Source organism: Saccharopolyspora halophila (assembly GCF_039531955.1).
GTDB lineage: Bacteria > Actinomycetota > Actinomycetes > Mycobacteriales > Pseudonocardiaceae > Saccharopolyspora > Saccharopolyspora halophila.
Window position 1 is genome coordinate 35,603 of the sequence record NZ_BAAARA010000015.1, and the last position, 14,926, is coordinate 50,528.

Sequence of the window (14,926 nt, forward strand, 5' to 3'; positions counted from 1 at the left end):
AAACGCAGCGGCGTCCGCGACCGTTCGCCATGCCCTGCCCGAGAACAGCAGGTCAGCAGGATCAGCTCATCATGAGGGTGACCGTGCCCGCCACGATGCCGAGGATGACGACTGCGGCGGCGACGATCAGCAGAACGCGCATCTGCGGACGCTCTTCGGTGATCTCGTTCTGCGCCCGCTCGCGCCACTGAACGAAGGTGGTGCCTTCTTGCTCGCTCACCATTGCTCCTAAGGGTCCGTCGTTTTCTTCGAGCGGCCCCCCGCGACCGCGTTGGGTCACACTCTCATATAGATGCATTCAGGTGAACCACGCGGTCCGCCCAGTGCCGAAGCAGGTCTTCGTCATGACTGATCGCCAGCACCCCGATCCCCCTTTCGCGGACTCGGCGATCGACCACTCGGACGAGCGCGGCGGTGGTCGAGGCGTCGAGCATGGCGGTCATCTCATCGCAGACGAGGTAGGCGGGCCGGGGCGCGAGCGCCCTGGCGAGGCAGGCGCGCTGCAGCTGGCCGTCGCTGACCTCGTGCGGCCGCCGGGTCAGCAGCTCGGCGGTGAGACCGACCTCCTCGGCCAGCTCGGGCACGTCGGCCGGCTCGCCCGCGGCCTCGGCGATGATCTCGCGCAGCGTCAGCCGCGGATCCACCGCGGTCCGGGGCTGCTGGAAGACGATGCCAACCGCGGCGCGCTGGTGGGGCGGCGTGCGATGGCGGAACCGGGTCACCTCGGCGCCGTCCACCTCGATCCGCCCGGACCACGGGCGCTGCAGCAGGGCCAGGACCCGGCCCAGCGTGGTCTTGCCGCATCCGCTGGGCCCGGCCAGGCCGATCACCTCTCCCCCGGGCACCTCGACGTCGACGCCGTCCAGCACCGGTCGCCCGCGCCGGTACCCGACGACGAGGTTCTTGCCGGTCAGCACGGCGAGTGGGCGGCGACCCGGCGTTCGCCGTGCTCGACGAGTTCTGGGTCGCCGTTGCACGGCGCGAACCCCGGCCGGTCCGGACAGCGTTGGCAGAACACGCAGCCCCACTCCTCCTCGATGCGGTCCAGCTCGGTCAGCGCGGGCGGGTGCCCGGGGATCGGTTCGAACCCGCCCTCCGGCAGCGCCGCCAGCAGTCCGGCGGTGTAGGGATGCCAGGGCTCGGCCAGCACCTCGTCCGCGGGCCCGGCCTCCACGATGCGGCTGGCGTACATCACCGCGATGTCGGTGGCGACCCGGCGCGCAGCCGCCAGGTCGTGGGTGATCAGCAGCACCGCCCGGTCCTCCCCGGCCACCTCGGCGAGCAGATCGACGGTGCGGTGCACCAGCGGCCGGTCCAGGCCGGTGGTCGGTTCGTCGGCGAGCACGATCCGGGGGTCGCCGGCCAGCGCCAGGGCCAGGGCGACCCGCTGGGCCATCCCGCCGGAGAGCTCGTGCGGGTAGCGGTCGAGGTCGGCGGGGTCCAGCCCGGCCCGTTCGGCCAGCTCGTCGGCTCCGCTGGGCCCGCGCAGCGCGCCGACGGTCTCGGCGAGCTGGCTGCGCGCGGTGCGCACCGGGGTCAGGTGAGTGCTCGCCGACTGCGGGACCAGGCCGATCTCGCGCCCCCGGACCCGCCCGGCCAGGTCGGATTCCGGCGCGTCGAGCAGATCGGTGCCGTCCGCCAGCAGCGCCCGGCCGCGCGTTTCGGCGTTGCCGGGCAGCAGGCCCAGCAGCGCCGAGGCGAGAACGGATTTGCCGCAACCGGATTCGCCGACCAGCGCCAGCACCCTGCCGGGCCGCAGCTGCAGGCTGGCATCGCTGACCGCGCGCACCAGCACGCCGCGCGGCAGTCGGAAGCGCACCGAAAGTCGTTGCAGGGTAAGTGGGTTCACAGCGACAGCTCCGATCGCCGCCGGGGCACGATGCGATCCCGCCAGGTGGCGGCGATCCCGGACACCGCCAGCGTGGTCGCCACCAGCAGCAGGGACGGGAACAGCACGATCCACCAGGCGCCCAGCAGCACGGCGTCCCGGCCGTCGCCGAGGATGTTGCCGATGCTGGCCAGGTGCGGCGGCAGACCGAGACCGAGGAAGCTCAGCGCGGTTTCGTGCCACACCGCGTGCGGCACCAGCAGCACCGCGGACAGCGCCGCCTGCGGCACGATCGCGGGCAGCAGGTGCCTGCGGAGGATGCGGGTGCGCGAGGAGCCGCCCGCGATCGCGGCGTCGATGTAGGGACGTTGCCGCAGCGACAGCACCTCGGATCGCACGATGCGGGCCACCGTGGTCCAGTGCGTGAGCGCGATCGAGCAGATCACCGCCACCAGGCTGCCGCGGTAGAGCGCCACGATCACCACGCCGAGCAGCAGGTGCGGCACCGAGTTGACGGTGTCCACCAGGCGCATCAGCAACCGATCAGCCCAGCCGCCGAGCCCGCCGGCGAGCACGCCGATCACCGATCCGAGCACTGTGGACACCACGGCGCTGAAAGCCGCCACCAGCAACGAAACCCGCAATCCGGCCATGGCCCTGGCGAAGACGTCACGTCCGCTGGAGTCGGTGCCGAAGGGATGGGCGATCCCGGGAGCGAGCCGGATCGAGTCGTAGCTCACCGGTTGCCCGCCGAGCAGCATCGGCACCAGCACCGCGCCGAGCACCAGCGCGGCCAGCACCGCCACCGAGGTCCACAGGCGGGTGTGCGGGCGAGCGCGGGTGCGCGCGGTGGCGCGCCAGGTCAGCTCAGCCATCGGTGGCCACCCTCGGGTCCAGCGCGGCCGCGGCGACATCGGCCAGCAGCGAACCGAGCAGCACGGCGGCGGTGGCGATCAGCGTGATCATCGCCAGCAGCGGGTAGTCGACGGCGGTCGCGGCGGTCACCAGCGCACCGGCCAGGCCGGGCCAGGAGAAGACCTCCTCGACCAGCACCGCGCCGGTGACCAGTTCGGGAATGCGCGCCCCGATCAGCGTCACGAAGGGCAGCAGCGCGGTGGGCAGCGCGTGACGCAGCACCACCACGCGCTCGGCGAGGCCCCGGGCCCTGGCACCGGTGACGTGGTCCTCGGCCAGCGAGCTCAGCATCGACTGCCGCACGTGCAGCACCAGCCAGGGCATCTGCGACACGCCGAGCACCAGCGCGGGCAGCGCGAGGTGTTCGAGGACTTGGCCGACCGACGCGGCCCGACCCGCGTCGGTCAACCCGGCCACCGGCAACCAGCCCAGGCCCAGCGAGAACACCGCGATGGACAGCAGGGCCAGCACGAACGGTGGCACGCCTTCGAGGGCGTGACCGATGGCGGTGACGAGGCGGTCGAAGATCCCGCCCTGCCGCCACGCGGCCACCGTGCCCAGCACCAGAGCCAGCAGGACCGCGATCGCCAGCCCGGTGGTCGCCAGCAGCGCGGTCCACGGCAACCGCTCGGCCAGGACCTGCGCGACGGGCTGGCGCAACGAGCGCGAGGTGCCCAGGTCACCGCCGAGCAGCCCGGTGAACCAGTGCCAGAACTGCATCAGCACCGGCTGATCGAGCCCCAGTTCGGCGCGCACCCGGGCGACGTCCTCGCTGGAGGCGTCGAACAGCCGCACGCCGTAGTACTGGTTGATCGGATCGAACGGGGACGCCGCGGCCAGCAGGAACACCCCGAACGCGACGATGCCCAGCACCGGGACCGCGAAGGCGAGCCTGCGCAGCACCAACCGCGCGATCATGCCGCCGGCTTCCAGTCCTCGACGTTCCACCAGGGGCCCCAGGTGGTGCCGTGGGTGTGCGGCTCGACCGGCGCCCGGTACCCGGTGTAGGCGTCCTCCCGCAGCACGTAGCTGTGGTCGATGAAGGCCAGGTACACCAGGCCGGGGTCGGCGACGTAGGCGCGCTGCGCCTTCCGGTACAGCTCGGCGCGCTTGGCGGGGTCCAGCTCGCGGCGCGCGGCGTCGAGCGCGGTGTCGACCTCGGGATTGCGGTACTTGCCGGGGTTGTTGTACGTGCCGGTGCCGATCATCGAGGAGTGCAGCGCGCTGTAGATCTGCGGATCGGGATCGATCGGGTTGCCGCCGCCGAGCACGATGCCGTCGGTGTCCAGGCGTTCGGCGACCGCGGAGCGGTCCACGCCCGCCAGCTCCACCTCGATGCCGATCTTGCGGGCGTCGGAGGCGAATCCGGTGGCCAGGTCGCGCCGGAGGGTGTCGTCGGCGAAGTACATGACGGTGAACCTCGCGGGCACGCCGTCGCGCTGCCGGATGCCGCCCGGACCCACGCGCCAGCCCGCCTCGTCGAGGATCCTGCGCGCCTCCTCCTGATCGAAGGCGAACTGCGCGGCCGGTTCGTGGCTGGCGCCCATCGACGGCGGGATCGGCGTGGCGGCCGGTGTCCCGTGCCCGCCGAGCAGTGCTCGGATCATGCCCTGGCGGTCCACGGCGAGGTTCAGCGCCAGGCGCACCGCCCGATCCCCCGTGACCGGGTGGTCGTTGGGCAGCTCGATGCCCCGCCAGTCGGCGGTCCGGTGGTGCACCGTGCGGTAGCCCTCGCGATCGGCGTTGTCGGCCAGCACCGGTGGCAGCACGGTTCCGTCGAACTCGCCGGAGGCGAGTCGCTGCGCACGGGTGTTGTCGTCCTTGGCGAACACGATGGTCAGCTTGTGCACGGCGGGCGCGCCGCCCCAGTAGTCGGGATTAGCCTGCCAGATCATCTGATCGCCCTGCCGCCATTCCACGAGCTCGTACGGGCCGGTCCCGACGGGGTGGGTGTTCAGCGGCGAGTTGTCCAGCGGCGCGGGCTCGGCCAGGTACTCACCGGGCACGATGCCCAGCACCATCTTCGACGGCCAAGCGGCGTAGGGGAACTTCAGCCGGAACCGCACGGTATGCGGTTCCACGACCTCCACCCGGTCGAGCATGTCGAAGTCGGAGCCGACGGTGGAGGCGTAGGCCGGATCGATCGCCGCCCGGTAGGTCGCGGCGACATCCTCGGCGTCGAAGGCGGTTCCGTCGTGGAAGCGCACGCCCTCGCGCAGCTGCACCGTCCAGGTCTTGGCGTCCGGCGAGGACTGCGGCTGCTCCGCGGCCAGCGCGGGCCGCAGGTCGGAGCGGCCGTCGAAGGCCAGCAACCCGTCGTAGAACTTCGCGGCGCCTTCGGCGCCGTAGCCCAGCAGCGGGTTCAAGCTCTCCGGCTCGTACCCGTCGGCCAGCAGCATCTCTCCCGGCTTGCCGCCCGGAGCCGACGGAGCCGTGCACCCGGTGGCGAGAACGACGACGAGACCTAAGACGACAAACAACCCGCGCTTCAACACGAGCTGCACGCTAGATGCTGTTGCCACCTTTTCTCAATAAGCTGAGATCTTGCTCGCTCGGATAGCGCAGCCGCCGCGCGAACCGCCCCGGGCGCTCGCAGCGGACGCGGGACGGTTCGCGCGGCGGGGTCAGGCCACCGGCTCCGGCATCCGGCGGACGCGGTAGTCGCAGGTGATCGTGTCGCCGGTGGCCGGGTCGGCCAGCTCGACGCGCCAGGAATCGGCGAACTGATCGACCTCGCCGGCCATCGGGATGGTGCCGGAGAGCAGGACCGTGCCCGGGTGCAGCAGGTCTCGCGCGCGCAGCTCGTCGAGCCAGTGGTGCGGGGTCAGCAGTTCGGCCAGCGTGCCCCGCTGGATCCGATCGCCGCCCGCCCAGGCGGTCAGGGTGAGGTCGTCGATCCGGTCGGCCACGTCGACCAGCCGCCAAGCCTCGCGCCCGAGGACGTCCGGGCCCGCCTGCTTGCTCCACGCGACGCCGTGGACCTCGAGGTCGCGGTCGGTGTGGTCGCAGGCGGCCGTCAGCAGCACGTCGCGCTCGCCCGGGCCCGCCACGACCAGGGCCCACTCGGCCTCGCCCGAGGTCCGGCCGTGCTGAGCGGGGACCTCGTCGGTCTGCATCGCCAGGTACGGCGCGACCGGGTACAGGCAGGGCGTGCGGCTGGGCGCGGGAACCCCGAGCTCGGCCAGTTCGGCCACGTGCGCGGCCACGTCCTGCTGGCTGCGACCCGCGTACCCGCCGTTGAGCACGGTGGACACCCGGACCTCGACGCTCTCGCCGCCGACATCGAAACGCAGTGGAAACACGAGACCCTCCCCATGAGCATACTTCTTGTATACAGTTCGTATCACACATTGAGCCCGACGGACACGAAGAGGAGCTCATGACCACTGCGCCCACCGCCGCCCGGCCCGCGCGGAAGGACCTGATCAAGGCCTTCGTCGCGAGCCTGAGCGGAACCTCCCTGGAGTGGTACGACTTCGCCGCCTACTCGGTGGCCTCCGCGCTGGTGTTCGGCCAGCTGTTCTTCCCCGATCACGACCCGCTGTCCGGCACGCTGCTGGCCTTCTCCACCTACGCCGTGGGTTACGTGTCCCGGCCGCTGGGCGGCTTCGTGTTCGGCAGGCTCGGCGACACCCTGGGCCGGAAACGCGTCCTGGTGATCACCCTGCTGATCACCGGCATCTCCACGGTGTTCATCGGGCTGCTGCCCACCTACGGCCAAGTCGGCGCCCTCGGCGCGGTGCTGCTGGTGGTGCTGCGCTTCGCCCAAGGCGTGGGCATCGGCGGCGAGTGGGGCGGCGCGGTGCTGCTGTCCAGCGAGTTCGGCAGCGAGAAGCACCGGGGGTTCTGGGCCTCGGCCGCGCAGATCGGACCGCCCGCGGGCAACCTGCTCGCCAACGGCGCGCTCGCCGCGCTGGCCGCGACGCTGACCTCCGCCCAGTTCATGTCCTGGGGCTGGCGCGTGGCGTTCCTGCTCTCGGCGGTGCTGGTGATCTTCGGGCTGTGGATCCGCGTGAAGCTCGAGGAGACCCCGGTCTTCCAGGAGCTGCAGCAGAAGGGCGAGCAGACCAGCACGCCGGTCACCGAGGTGTTCACCCGGGAACCGCGCGCGCTGATCTCGGCCATCCTGTGCCGTGTCGGACCGGACGTGACCTATGCGCTGTTCACCGTGTTCGTGCTGACCTACGTCACGCAGACGCTGGGCATGCCGAAGAGCTGGGCGGTCACCGGCGTGATGACCGGTTCCGCGCTGCAGCTGTTCCTGATGCCGCTGGCGGGCGCGGTCTCCGACCGGCTGGGCAGGCGCCGGGTCTACGCGATCGGTGCGGCAGGTGCGCTGGTGTGGCCGTTCCTGTTCTTCCCGATGATCGAGGGCGGGTCGGCCGGGACGCTGATGCTCGGCGTGATCGTCGGCCTGATCCTGCACGCGCTGATGTACGGGCCGCAGGCCGCCTTCGTCGCCGAGCAGTTCAGCCCGGCGCTGCGCTCCACCGGCGCCTCGCTGGCCTACACCCTCGCCGGAGTGATCGGCGGCGCGCTGGCCCCGCTGCTGTTCACCGCGCTGTACGCGCACTACGGGACCTGGGTGGCACCAGCCAGCTACCTCGCGGCGACCTGCGTGGTAACGATGATCGGGCTGGCGCTCAGCCCGACTGCAGCACGTGCTGCGTCGCGCTGAGGTGCTCGGTGATCGCCCTGGTCGCGGCTGCGGCATCGCCCGCGGCCAGGGCGTCGAGGATGCGCTCGTGCTCCTCGAGCACCGCCTTGCGCCTGCCGTCGGAGCGGAACAGCGCCTCGATCCCGGCCCGGACCTGACGGGCGCGCAGCCCGTCGTAGGTCTTGCCGAGCATCTGGTTCCCGATCGCCTCGACGAGGGCGGAGTGGAACCGGTGATCGTGCTCGATGAACGCGCGCGCCCGATCGGAGCCGACCTCGGCCTGCTCGGCGAGCTCGGCGCGCATCCGCTCGAGCGGCACGGCACCGAGCTCGACGGCGCGCCGCGCCGCGTAGCACTCGATCATGCCGCGGATCTCGAACAGCTCGCGGATCTCGCGGCCCCCCACGGGTGCGATGTAGGCACCGCGCTTGGGCATCAGCTGCACGAGCTCCTCGGCCGCGAGCAGCAGGAGGGCTTCGCGGATCGGGGTGCGCGAAACGCCGATCTCGTCGGCGACGGCCTGTTCGTTGACGAACTGGCCCTGCATGGAGGGGTCGCTCAGAACGGTGTCCTTGAGATGGGCGTACGCGAGTTCACGTCCGGACGGCACGGTTGACCCCTTGCTTGCATATCGTTGGTATACAAACATCGTATCGGGCGAGCGAAGGATGGTGGTGGGTATGCGCATCGCGATGTGCCAGGTCGTTTCGAGTGCCGATCCGAAGGCGAACCTGGATCTGGTGGCCGACGGGATCCGGCGGGCCGCCGAAGGAGGGGCGGATCTGGCCGTCTTCCCGGAAGCGACGATGGCCTGCTTCGGGGTCAAGCTCGGCCCGCTGGCCGAGCCGCTCGACGGGCCCTGGGCGAGCGAGGTTCGCAGACTGGCCGACGAGGCCGGAATCGCCGTGGTGGCCGGGATGTTCACGCCCGCGCCGGACGGACGGGTGACGAACACGCTGCTGGTGACCGGGCGGGGCCTGGACACCTCCTACGACAAGATCCACCTCTACGACGCCTTCGGGTTCGCCGAATCCCTCACCGTGGCGCCGGGTTCGGAGCCGCTCGTGGTCGAGCTGGACGGCACCAAGATCGGGTTCACCACCTGCTACGACGTCCGGTTCGCCGGGCTGTACCAGGAGCTGGCCGACCGGGGCGCCTCGGTGATCGTGACCCCGGCCTCCTGGGGCGCCGGGGAAGGCAAGCGCGAGCAGTGGGAACTGCTGGTGCGCGCCCGCGCGCTGGACTCGACCTCATGGGTGATCGCCTGCGGACAGGCCGACCCGCGCGCGGCGGGCGTGCAGCCCTCGGACAAGGCTCCCACCGGCATCGGCTACAGCCTGGTGGCCACTCCGCTGGGCCGCACCCACGAGCAGCTGGACGCCTCGCCGGAGGTGCGCGTCGTCGAGATCGACCCGACCGACGTCGAGCAGGTGCGCCAGGCCGTTCCGGTGCTGACCAACCGGCGCTACTGAGCCAGGCGCTTGCGCAGCACCAGGGCGGCGATCGCGATCGCGATCAGCAGCGCCACCGTGGTCAGGACGCTGCCCTCGATGCCGAACCCGGCGCCGGTGAGCGAGCTCGCGGCGCCGGGGGCGGGCTCGGTGGTCAGCAGGGTGGCTTCCAGGTTCATGCCGGAGACCTGGATGCCCGCGATATTGCCCTGGCACCAGTTCCAAACGACGTGGAACGCGCACACGCCCCACAGCGACCCCTCGGCCAGCGCCCAGATCCCCAGCAGCAGGCCGACCAGCAGGATGTTGATCAGTGCCAGCAGGCCGACGTCGAAGTTGACGCCGTGCAGCAGGGCGAACACCGCGGCCTGGAACGCGACCGCCGCGACCAGGCCCCACTTCCGGAAGGCGACCTGCATCAGGTAGCCGCGGGTGATGACCTCCTCGGTGCAGGCCTGCACCACGAACCCGGTCAGCGCGACGGCGACCGCGATCAGCGGGAGTCCTGCGGTCAGGCCGGTCGTGTACCAGCCGCCGAGCAGGCCCGCGCCGACGGGGACGGCGAGCAGCACCACCGCGACCAGCGCGCCCGCGCCCAGGTTGCGTCCGATGTGGACGGCCGGGAAGAAGCCGAGGCTGCCCAGCGGGCGCCGCTCCTTGAGCAGCACCCACGCGGCCAGCAGCACCGCCGCCCCGCCGAAGGCGAGCATCACCACCATCTGCTCGCCAATCGGGTAGTTCGCGTCCACCAGCCGCGACGGCCAGATCCCGGAGGCGAGCACCAGCGCGACGGTCATCGGCAACGGCCCCACCAGCAGGCACACCATCGCCACGACGAGCCCCAGCACCGGCCCGGTGGGCCGGCGCGCCCGAAAGATGCCCGCGACCAGGGGCGACGGCAGCCGATCCCCCGCGAAACTCTCCACTCTCAACGCACCCCAGCTGGAAGTGACAGTTTTGCCTAAAACTGCACGGACATTTCGGACGGGGAGACCATACAGTTTTAGGCAAAACTGTCGATCAACTGGTACCGAGGGTCACATGTCCAGGCCTAGGTCCAGGGATGGGGAGGAGTGGGTGAGGGCGCCCACCGCGAGGTAGTGGACGCCCGTTGCCGCGTAGGTGCGAGCGTCGTCGAGGGTGAGTCCGCCGGAGGCTTCGAGCTTCGTCGCCGGGGAGGTCTTCTCGACCTCGGCGACCGCCTCGGCGCACTGCTGGGGGGTGAAGTTGTCGAGCAGCACCAGCGAGACCTGCTCGGCGAGGACCTCGCCGAGCTCGTCGAGGCTGGTCACCTCGACCTCCATCGGGAGGCCCGGGGAATGGGCGCGGCAGGCGCGCACGGCGTTGACCGCTCCCCCGGCTGCGACCACGTGGTTGTCCTTGATCAGGATCGCGTCCCCGAGCCCCATCCGGTGATTGACCCCGCCACCGCAGCGAACCGCGTACTTCTGCTGTTCGCGCAGCCCCGGGAGCGTCTTGCGGCTGTCCCGGACGCGGCAACCGGTGCCCGCCACCGCGTCGACCCACTGCGAGGTGGCGGTGGCGATGCCGGACAGGTGGCACAGCAGGTTCAGCGCCGTGCGCTCGGCGGTGAGCAGGTCGCGGACCGGGGCCTTGACCCGCAGGACGCAGTCGCCCGGGGCGATCCGGTCGCCATCGGCGCGCTCGGCGAGCACCTCGTACTCCCCGACGACCTCGTCCAGGACCAGCTTCACCAGCGGCAATCCGGCCACCACGCCCGCCTTGCGGGTGTTGAACCCGGCTTCGGCGACGGCGTCTGCGGGCACCGTGGCGGCCGTGGTGGCGTCCGGTCCGTAGCGCAGGTCCTCGGCCAGCGCGGTGCGCACCACCTCGAGATCGTTCGTCACGCCGCTGTCCTCACGATTCCGGCCTCGGTGTGGATCAACCACCCCGAGGCGTCCAACCTCAGTCCGGTGCTGCGCAAGCGGCGCAGGTCGTCGGTTTCCGGGAAGTCGCTGCGCCGGTGGCAGCCGCGGGATTCGGTGCGCTGCCGGGCCGCGGCGAGCAGCGCCTGCGCGGTCAGCGTCAGCGAGGCGTCCGCGACGGCCCGCGCGCTGCTCATCGGCCGGACGATGGCCGACCGATCCAGCGTCCCGGCAGCGGCCGCGAGCCCTTCCTCGCTGCGACCGATGCTCGCGTGCCGGCTCATGGTGCGCTGCAGCAGGTCGCGTTCGGCCACGGCCAGCGCCGGGGCCCGCACGTCGCCGACCCGCTTGCGCGTCAGCCGCGCGCGACCGAGGTCCTTGGCCGCCGCATCCGCCGCGCGGGCACCCACGACCAGGCCCTCCAGCAGGCTGTTGGAGGCCAGCCGGTTCGCGCCGTGCAGGCCGGTGCAGGCGACCTCGCCCGCCGCGTACAGGCCGGTCACCCCGGTGCGTCCGTCCACATCGGAGGCCACACCTCCGCAGGAGTAGTGCGCGGCGCTGGCGACCGGAATCGGCTCGGACCGGGGATCGATACCGACCGCCCGACAGGAGGCGTGCACGGTCGGGAACCGCCGGTCGAACCCGGCGATCCCGGTGGCGTCCAGGAGCACGTGCTCGGCGCCCGTTTCGGCGGCGCGGCGCGTGATCGCGGCCGAAACCACGTCGCGCGGCGCCAGGTCGCCGAGCGGGTGGACGCCGTCCATCACCCGCTGCCCGCGCACGTCCAGCAGCACCGCGCCCTCGCCGCGCACCGCCTCGGTCACCAGCGGGCGACGCCCGCGCGGGCCGCCTTCGGCGTAGAGCACCGTCGGGTGGAACTGCACGAACTCCAGATCCGCGATGGTGGCCCCGGCTCGCAGCGCGAGCGCGACGCCGTCCCCGGTGGCCACGTCGGGATTCGTGGTGGCGGCGTAGAGCTGGCCGAGGCCGCCGGTGGCCAGCAGGACCGCGGGCGCGTGCAGCACGCCGGGCCGATCCTCGCCGTCCATGGCCAGCGCACCCGCGATCGCGCCGCCGTCACCGCGCAGCAGCTCGACGACGCAGTGCCGCTCCAGCACCGGAATCCCGCCGCCGCGCACCGAGTCCACCAGCGCCCGCTGCACTTCCGCGCCGGTCGCGTCGCCGCCCGCGTGGATCACCCGGAACGCCTGGTGCCCGCCCTCGCGAGTGCGGGCCAGCAGACCGTCGGCGCCGGAGTCGAAGCGCGCGCCCGCGTCGCGCAGCCGGGCGATCGCCTCGGCGCCTCCGGCCAGGATCTCGCGCACCGCCTGCGGATCGCACAGCCCGGCTCCGGCCACGAGCGTGTCGTCGACGTGCTTGCGCAGGCTGTCGGACTCGTCGCGCTCGTCCGGGCGCACGACCGCGATGCCGCCCTGCGCCCAGCCGGTGTTGCCCGACTCCACCGCGTCCTTGCTGACCACCAGCACGCGCAGCCCCAGCTCACGGGCGCGCAGAGCGGCGGTCAACCCGGCGACACCAGTACCGACGACGAGCAGGTCGGCACCGGCCTCCCAGTTCACTCGCCCCCTCCGGGCTTGCCGATCGAGATCATCCGCTGCACCGAGGCGCGGGCGCGGTCGGCCACACCGGTGGACACGTGCACCTCGTCGGCGCCCTCGCTCAGGCACCGCAGCAGCGCGGCCGGAGTGATCATCTTCATGTACTTGCAGGAGGCGCGATCGTTGACCGCGCGGAAGTCGATCTCCGGAGCCGCCTGGCGCAGCTGGTGCAGCATGCCGACCTCGGTGGCGACCAGCACCGACTTCGCCCCGGTGTCGCGAGCGGCGGTGAGCATGTCACCGGTGGAGAGGATCTTGACCCGTTCCTCGGCGACGGTGCCCTCGCCCGCGAGGTAGAGCGCGGAGGTCGCGCAGCCGCACTCGGGGTGGATGAACAGGTCCGCCTCCGGATCGGCCGCGGCGCGCTCGGCGAGCTCGGGACCGTTGATGCCCGCGTGCACGTGGCACTCGCCCGCCCAGATGTGCAGGTTCTCCCTGCCGGTCTCGCGCTTGACGTGCGCGCCCAGGAACTGGTCCGGGCAGAAGAGCACTTCCTGCTCGGCCGGGATCGACCGCACCACGTCGACGGCGTTGGAGGACGTGCAGCAGATGTCGGTCTCGGCCTTCACCTCCGCGGTGGTGTTGACGTAGGAGACCACGACAGCGCCCGGGTGCTCGGCCTTCCAGGCGCGCAGCTGCTCACCGGTGATCGAGTCGGCCAGCGAGCAGCCCGCCCGCTCGTCCGGGATCAGCACCGTCTTGTCCGGCCCGAGGATCTTCGCCGTCTCGGCCATGAAGTGCACACCGCAGAAGACGATGGTGCCCGCGTCGCTGTCGGCCGCGATACGACTCAACGCCAGCGAGTCGCCGGTGTGGTGCGCGACGTCCTGGATCTCCGGCAGCTGGTAGTTGTGCGCCAGGATCACCGCGTCGCGCTCCTCGGCCAGCCTGCGCACCTCGCGCGCCCACTCGGCATCGGCCCGCACGCCGGCGTAGCCGTCGTCGGTGCGCTGCCACGTCGCAGTAGCGGCCATCTCGTCCTCCTCATCGGAGCCCCTGGTGGCAGGACCCCGTCGTGCACCCCGGAAAACGGGGACCGGGGTTTTCGTCTTAGAATCGAAAACGTGCCACATCGTATCACCGCGCCAGCCGCGGAGGGCAGAGACGCAGGTCACGAGGTTCTCGCCGGGGTGCTTCAGGTCCGCGACGGCCGGCTGCAGGTGCTGCTCTGGCAACGGGCGCAAGCGCCCGATCTGCACCTTTGGTCACTTCCAGGGGGTCGGCTGGCCACCGACGAGGACGTGGCGACATCGATCCGCAGGCAGCTCGCGGAGAAGGTCGATGTGCGCCAGCTCTCCCACGTCGAGCAGCTGGCGGTGTTCAGCGCTCCGGCGCGGGTGCCGGGCGCGCGGTTGATCGCCACGGCGTTCCTCGGCCTGGTGCCCGCCGACGTGGACCCGGTGATCCCCGCGGACACCCGCTGGTGCGCGGTGGACGACCTGCCGGAGACCGCCTTCGACCACGAAGAGATCGTGCTGGCCGCCCGAGAGCGGCTGTCCGCCAAGCTCTCCTACACCAACCTCGGATTCGCCCTGGCCCCGGCCGAATTCACCGTCTCGGAGCTGCGGGGCATCTACTCGGCCGCGCTCGGCTACCAGGTCGCGGCGACCAACCTGCAGCGCGTGCTCTCCCGCCGGGGCGTTCTCGAACCGACCGGCCGCACGATGCCCGCGGGCCCCTCCGGCGGCCGCCCGCCCGCCCTGTTCCGGTTCACCTCGCGAGACCTCCAGGTGACCGACCCCTTCGCGGTCTTCCGGCCGCCGAACTGACCGAGGCGATGCCCACCGGGCGGGTCCGCCGGGCAGGCTCGGGAAGCTTTTGGCGCGATCGGCAAGTAGTTTGGTCACGTGATGGACACTCTGCCGCTGTTCCCGCTGGCGTCCGTGCTGTTGCCGGGTGGGCACCTGCCGTTGCACGTCTTCGAAGCGCGTTACCGGAAGCTGGTGCAGGCCCTGCTCAACGAGGAGCTGCCGGATCGCCGGTTCGGCGTGGTGACCATCCGGCAGGGCTGGGAGGTCGGCGAGGACAACGTCGACTCGATGTACGACGTGGGCTGCACGGCAATCATGGACAACGTCCGCCAGCTGGCCGGTGATCGTTACGACGTCTCCGCCACCGGTGAGCGCCGCTTCCGGCTGCTCCAGATCGACACCGAGTCCGCGCCCTACCTGCTCGCCCACGTCCAGTGGCTGCCGGACGCGACGCCGGAACCGGACAACCCCGCCCGCCGCGAGCGCCTGACCGCGGCTGCCCGGGAGGCCCACGAGCGCTACCACTCCTCCGGCCTGCGCAACGAACCGCACGAAACCCCGGGCGCCGACGCCGATCCGGCGGATCTGTCCTATTTGCTCGCCGAGGACTGCGTGCTCAGCGTCGAGGACCGCCAGGCGCTGCTCGCCGAGACCGATCCGATGGTGCGGTTGCGCGACCTCCGCAGGCTGCTGCTCCGCGAGGCCCAGTTCCTCCGCGAGCTGCGCGCGGTCCCCGCCCCGCTGGCCGAGTTCGCCCAGGAGGCGAGCCCCAACTGACCTCGGCCGGATGAGCCGAACTCCCGGCGAGCGCGATGGCCC

The 14,926-nt window shown here is 71.7% G+C and carries 16 protein-coding genes; 4 read left to right on the plus strand and 12 right to left on the minus strand.

Features of this window, described 5'->3' with window-relative positions; genetic code table 11:
- Window positions 1-61: 61 nt before the first annotated feature.
- The 7 genes from ABD289_RS18595 to ABD289_RS18625 all read right to left on the minus strand — a co-directional run bounded on the left by ABD289_RS18595 (window position 62) and on the right by ABD289_RS18625 (window position 6,045).
- Window positions 62-220: a hypothetical protein gene (locus ABD289_RS18595; RefSeq protein WP_344134169.1), complete on the minus strand. Its 159-nt coding sequence runs from the start codon at window positions 218-220 to the stop codon at window positions 62-64.
- A gap of 64 nt (window positions 221-284) precedes the next feature.
- Window positions 285-917 carry an ABC transporter ATP-binding protein gene (locus ABD289_RS18600; protein WP_344134172.1) on the minus strand — a complete coding sequence of 211 codons (633 nt, stop codon included), beginning with the start codon at window positions 915-917 and terminating at the stop codon, window positions 285-287.
- Window positions 911-1,849 carry an ABC transporter ATP-binding protein gene (locus ABD289_RS18605; RefSeq protein WP_344134175.1) on the minus strand — a complete coding sequence of 313 codons (939 nt, stop codon included), beginning with the start codon at window positions 1,847-1,849 and terminating at the stop codon, window positions 911-913. The genes ABD289_RS18600 and ABD289_RS18605 overlap by 7 nt, the downstream gene beginning before the upstream one ends.
- Window positions 1,846-2,703: an ABC transporter permease gene (locus tag ABD289_RS18610; protein ID WP_344134178.1), complete on the minus strand. Its 858-nt coding sequence runs from the start codon at window positions 2,701-2,703 to the stop codon at window positions 1,846-1,848. Before ABD289_RS18610 ends, ABD289_RS18605 begins: the two co-directional genes overlap by 4 nt.
- A complete protein-coding gene (locus ABD289_RS18615) occupies window positions 2,696-3,691 on the minus strand; it encodes an ABC transporter permease (protein WP_344134181.1) in 996 nt (331 codons plus the stop codon). Before ABD289_RS18615 ends, ABD289_RS18610 begins: the two co-directional genes overlap by 8 nt.
- A complete protein-coding gene (locus tag ABD289_RS18620) occupies window positions 3,658-5,247 on the minus strand; it encodes an ABC transporter substrate-binding protein (protein WP_344134184.1) in 1,590 nt (529 codons plus the stop codon). The genes ABD289_RS18615 and ABD289_RS18620 overlap by 34 nt, the downstream gene beginning before the upstream one ends.
- Before the next feature lie 120 nt (window positions 5,248-5,367).
- Entirely contained in the window at window positions 5,368-6,045 is a 678-nt protein-coding gene (locus ABD289_RS18625; RefSeq protein ID WP_344134187.1) for a DUF2848 domain-containing protein, read from the minus strand.
- A gap of 77 nt (window positions 6,046-6,122) precedes the next feature.
- On the opposite strand from ABD289_RS18625, the gene ABD289_RS18630 reads away from it, so the two are divergent.
- The gene (locus ABD289_RS18630) at window positions 6,123-7,421 is read left to right on the plus strand and encodes an MFS transporter (RefSeq protein ID WP_344134190.1); all 1,299 of its coding nucleotides are present in this window, start codon (window positions 6,123-6,125) and stop codon (window positions 7,419-7,421) included.
- Here the strand turns inward: ABD289_RS18630 and ABD289_RS18635 are convergent.
- A complete protein-coding gene (locus ABD289_RS18635; RefSeq protein WP_344134193.1) occupies window positions 7,387-8,010 on the minus strand; it encodes a GntR family transcriptional regulator in 624 nt (207 codons plus the stop codon). The genes ABD289_RS18630 and ABD289_RS18635 overlap by 35 nt on opposite strands.
- 70 nt (window positions 8,011-8,080) lie before the next feature.
- On the opposite strand from ABD289_RS18635, the gene ABD289_RS18640 reads away from it, so the two are divergent.
- Complete coding sequence (locus tag ABD289_RS18640; protein ID WP_344134196.1) at window positions 8,081-8,872, plus strand: carbon-nitrogen hydrolase family protein; 792 nt, start codon at window positions 8,081-8,083, stop codon at window positions 8,870-8,872.
- On the opposite strand, the gene ABD289_RS18645 is transcribed toward ABD289_RS18640, so the two are convergent.
- The 4 genes from ABD289_RS18645 to nadA form a co-directional block, all read right to left on the minus strand.
- On the minus strand, window positions 8,866-9,777 hold the full coding sequence (locus ABD289_RS18645; protein WP_344134199.1) for a CPBP family glutamic-type intramembrane protease: 912 nt from the start codon (window positions 9,775-9,777) through the stop codon (window positions 8,866-8,868). The two genes, ABD289_RS18640 and ABD289_RS18645, sit on opposite strands and share 7 nt — an antisense overlap.
- 111 nt (window positions 9,778-9,888) lie before the next feature.
- A complete protein-coding gene (nadC, locus tag ABD289_RS18650) occupies window positions 9,889-10,719 on the minus strand; it encodes a carboxylating nicotinate-nucleotide diphosphorylase (RefSeq protein WP_344134203.1) in 831 nt (276 codons plus the stop codon).
- The gene (locus ABD289_RS18655) at window positions 10,716-12,317 is read right to left on the minus strand and encodes an L-aspartate oxidase (protein WP_344134206.1); all 1,602 of its coding nucleotides are present in this window, start codon (window positions 12,315-12,317) and stop codon (window positions 10,716-10,718) included. Before ABD289_RS18655 ends, nadC begins: the two co-directional genes overlap by 4 nt.
- Window positions 12,314-13,330 (minus strand): quinolinate synthase NadA, encoded by a 1,017-nt coding sequence (nadA, locus tag ABD289_RS18660; RefSeq protein ID WP_344134209.1) that lies wholly within the window; start codon window positions 13,328-13,330, stop codon window positions 12,314-12,316. Before nadA ends, ABD289_RS18655 begins: the two co-directional genes overlap by 4 nt.
- 90 nt (window positions 13,331-13,420) lie before the next feature.
- Between nadA and ABD289_RS18665 the strand changes: the two genes are divergently transcribed.
- The gene (locus ABD289_RS18665; RefSeq protein WP_425564728.1) at window positions 13,421-14,125 is read left to right on the plus strand and encodes an NUDIX hydrolase; all 705 of its coding nucleotides are present in this window, start codon (window positions 13,421-13,423) and stop codon (window positions 14,123-14,125) included.
- An 81-nt stretch (window positions 14,126-14,206) separates the two neighbouring features.
- Window positions 14,207-14,884 (plus strand): LON peptidase substrate-binding domain-containing protein, encoded by a 678-nt coding sequence (locus ABD289_RS18670; protein ID WP_344135031.1) that lies wholly within the window; start codon window positions 14,207-14,209, stop codon window positions 14,882-14,884.
- The last annotated feature ends 42 nt before the right edge of the window (window positions 14,885-14,926 follow it).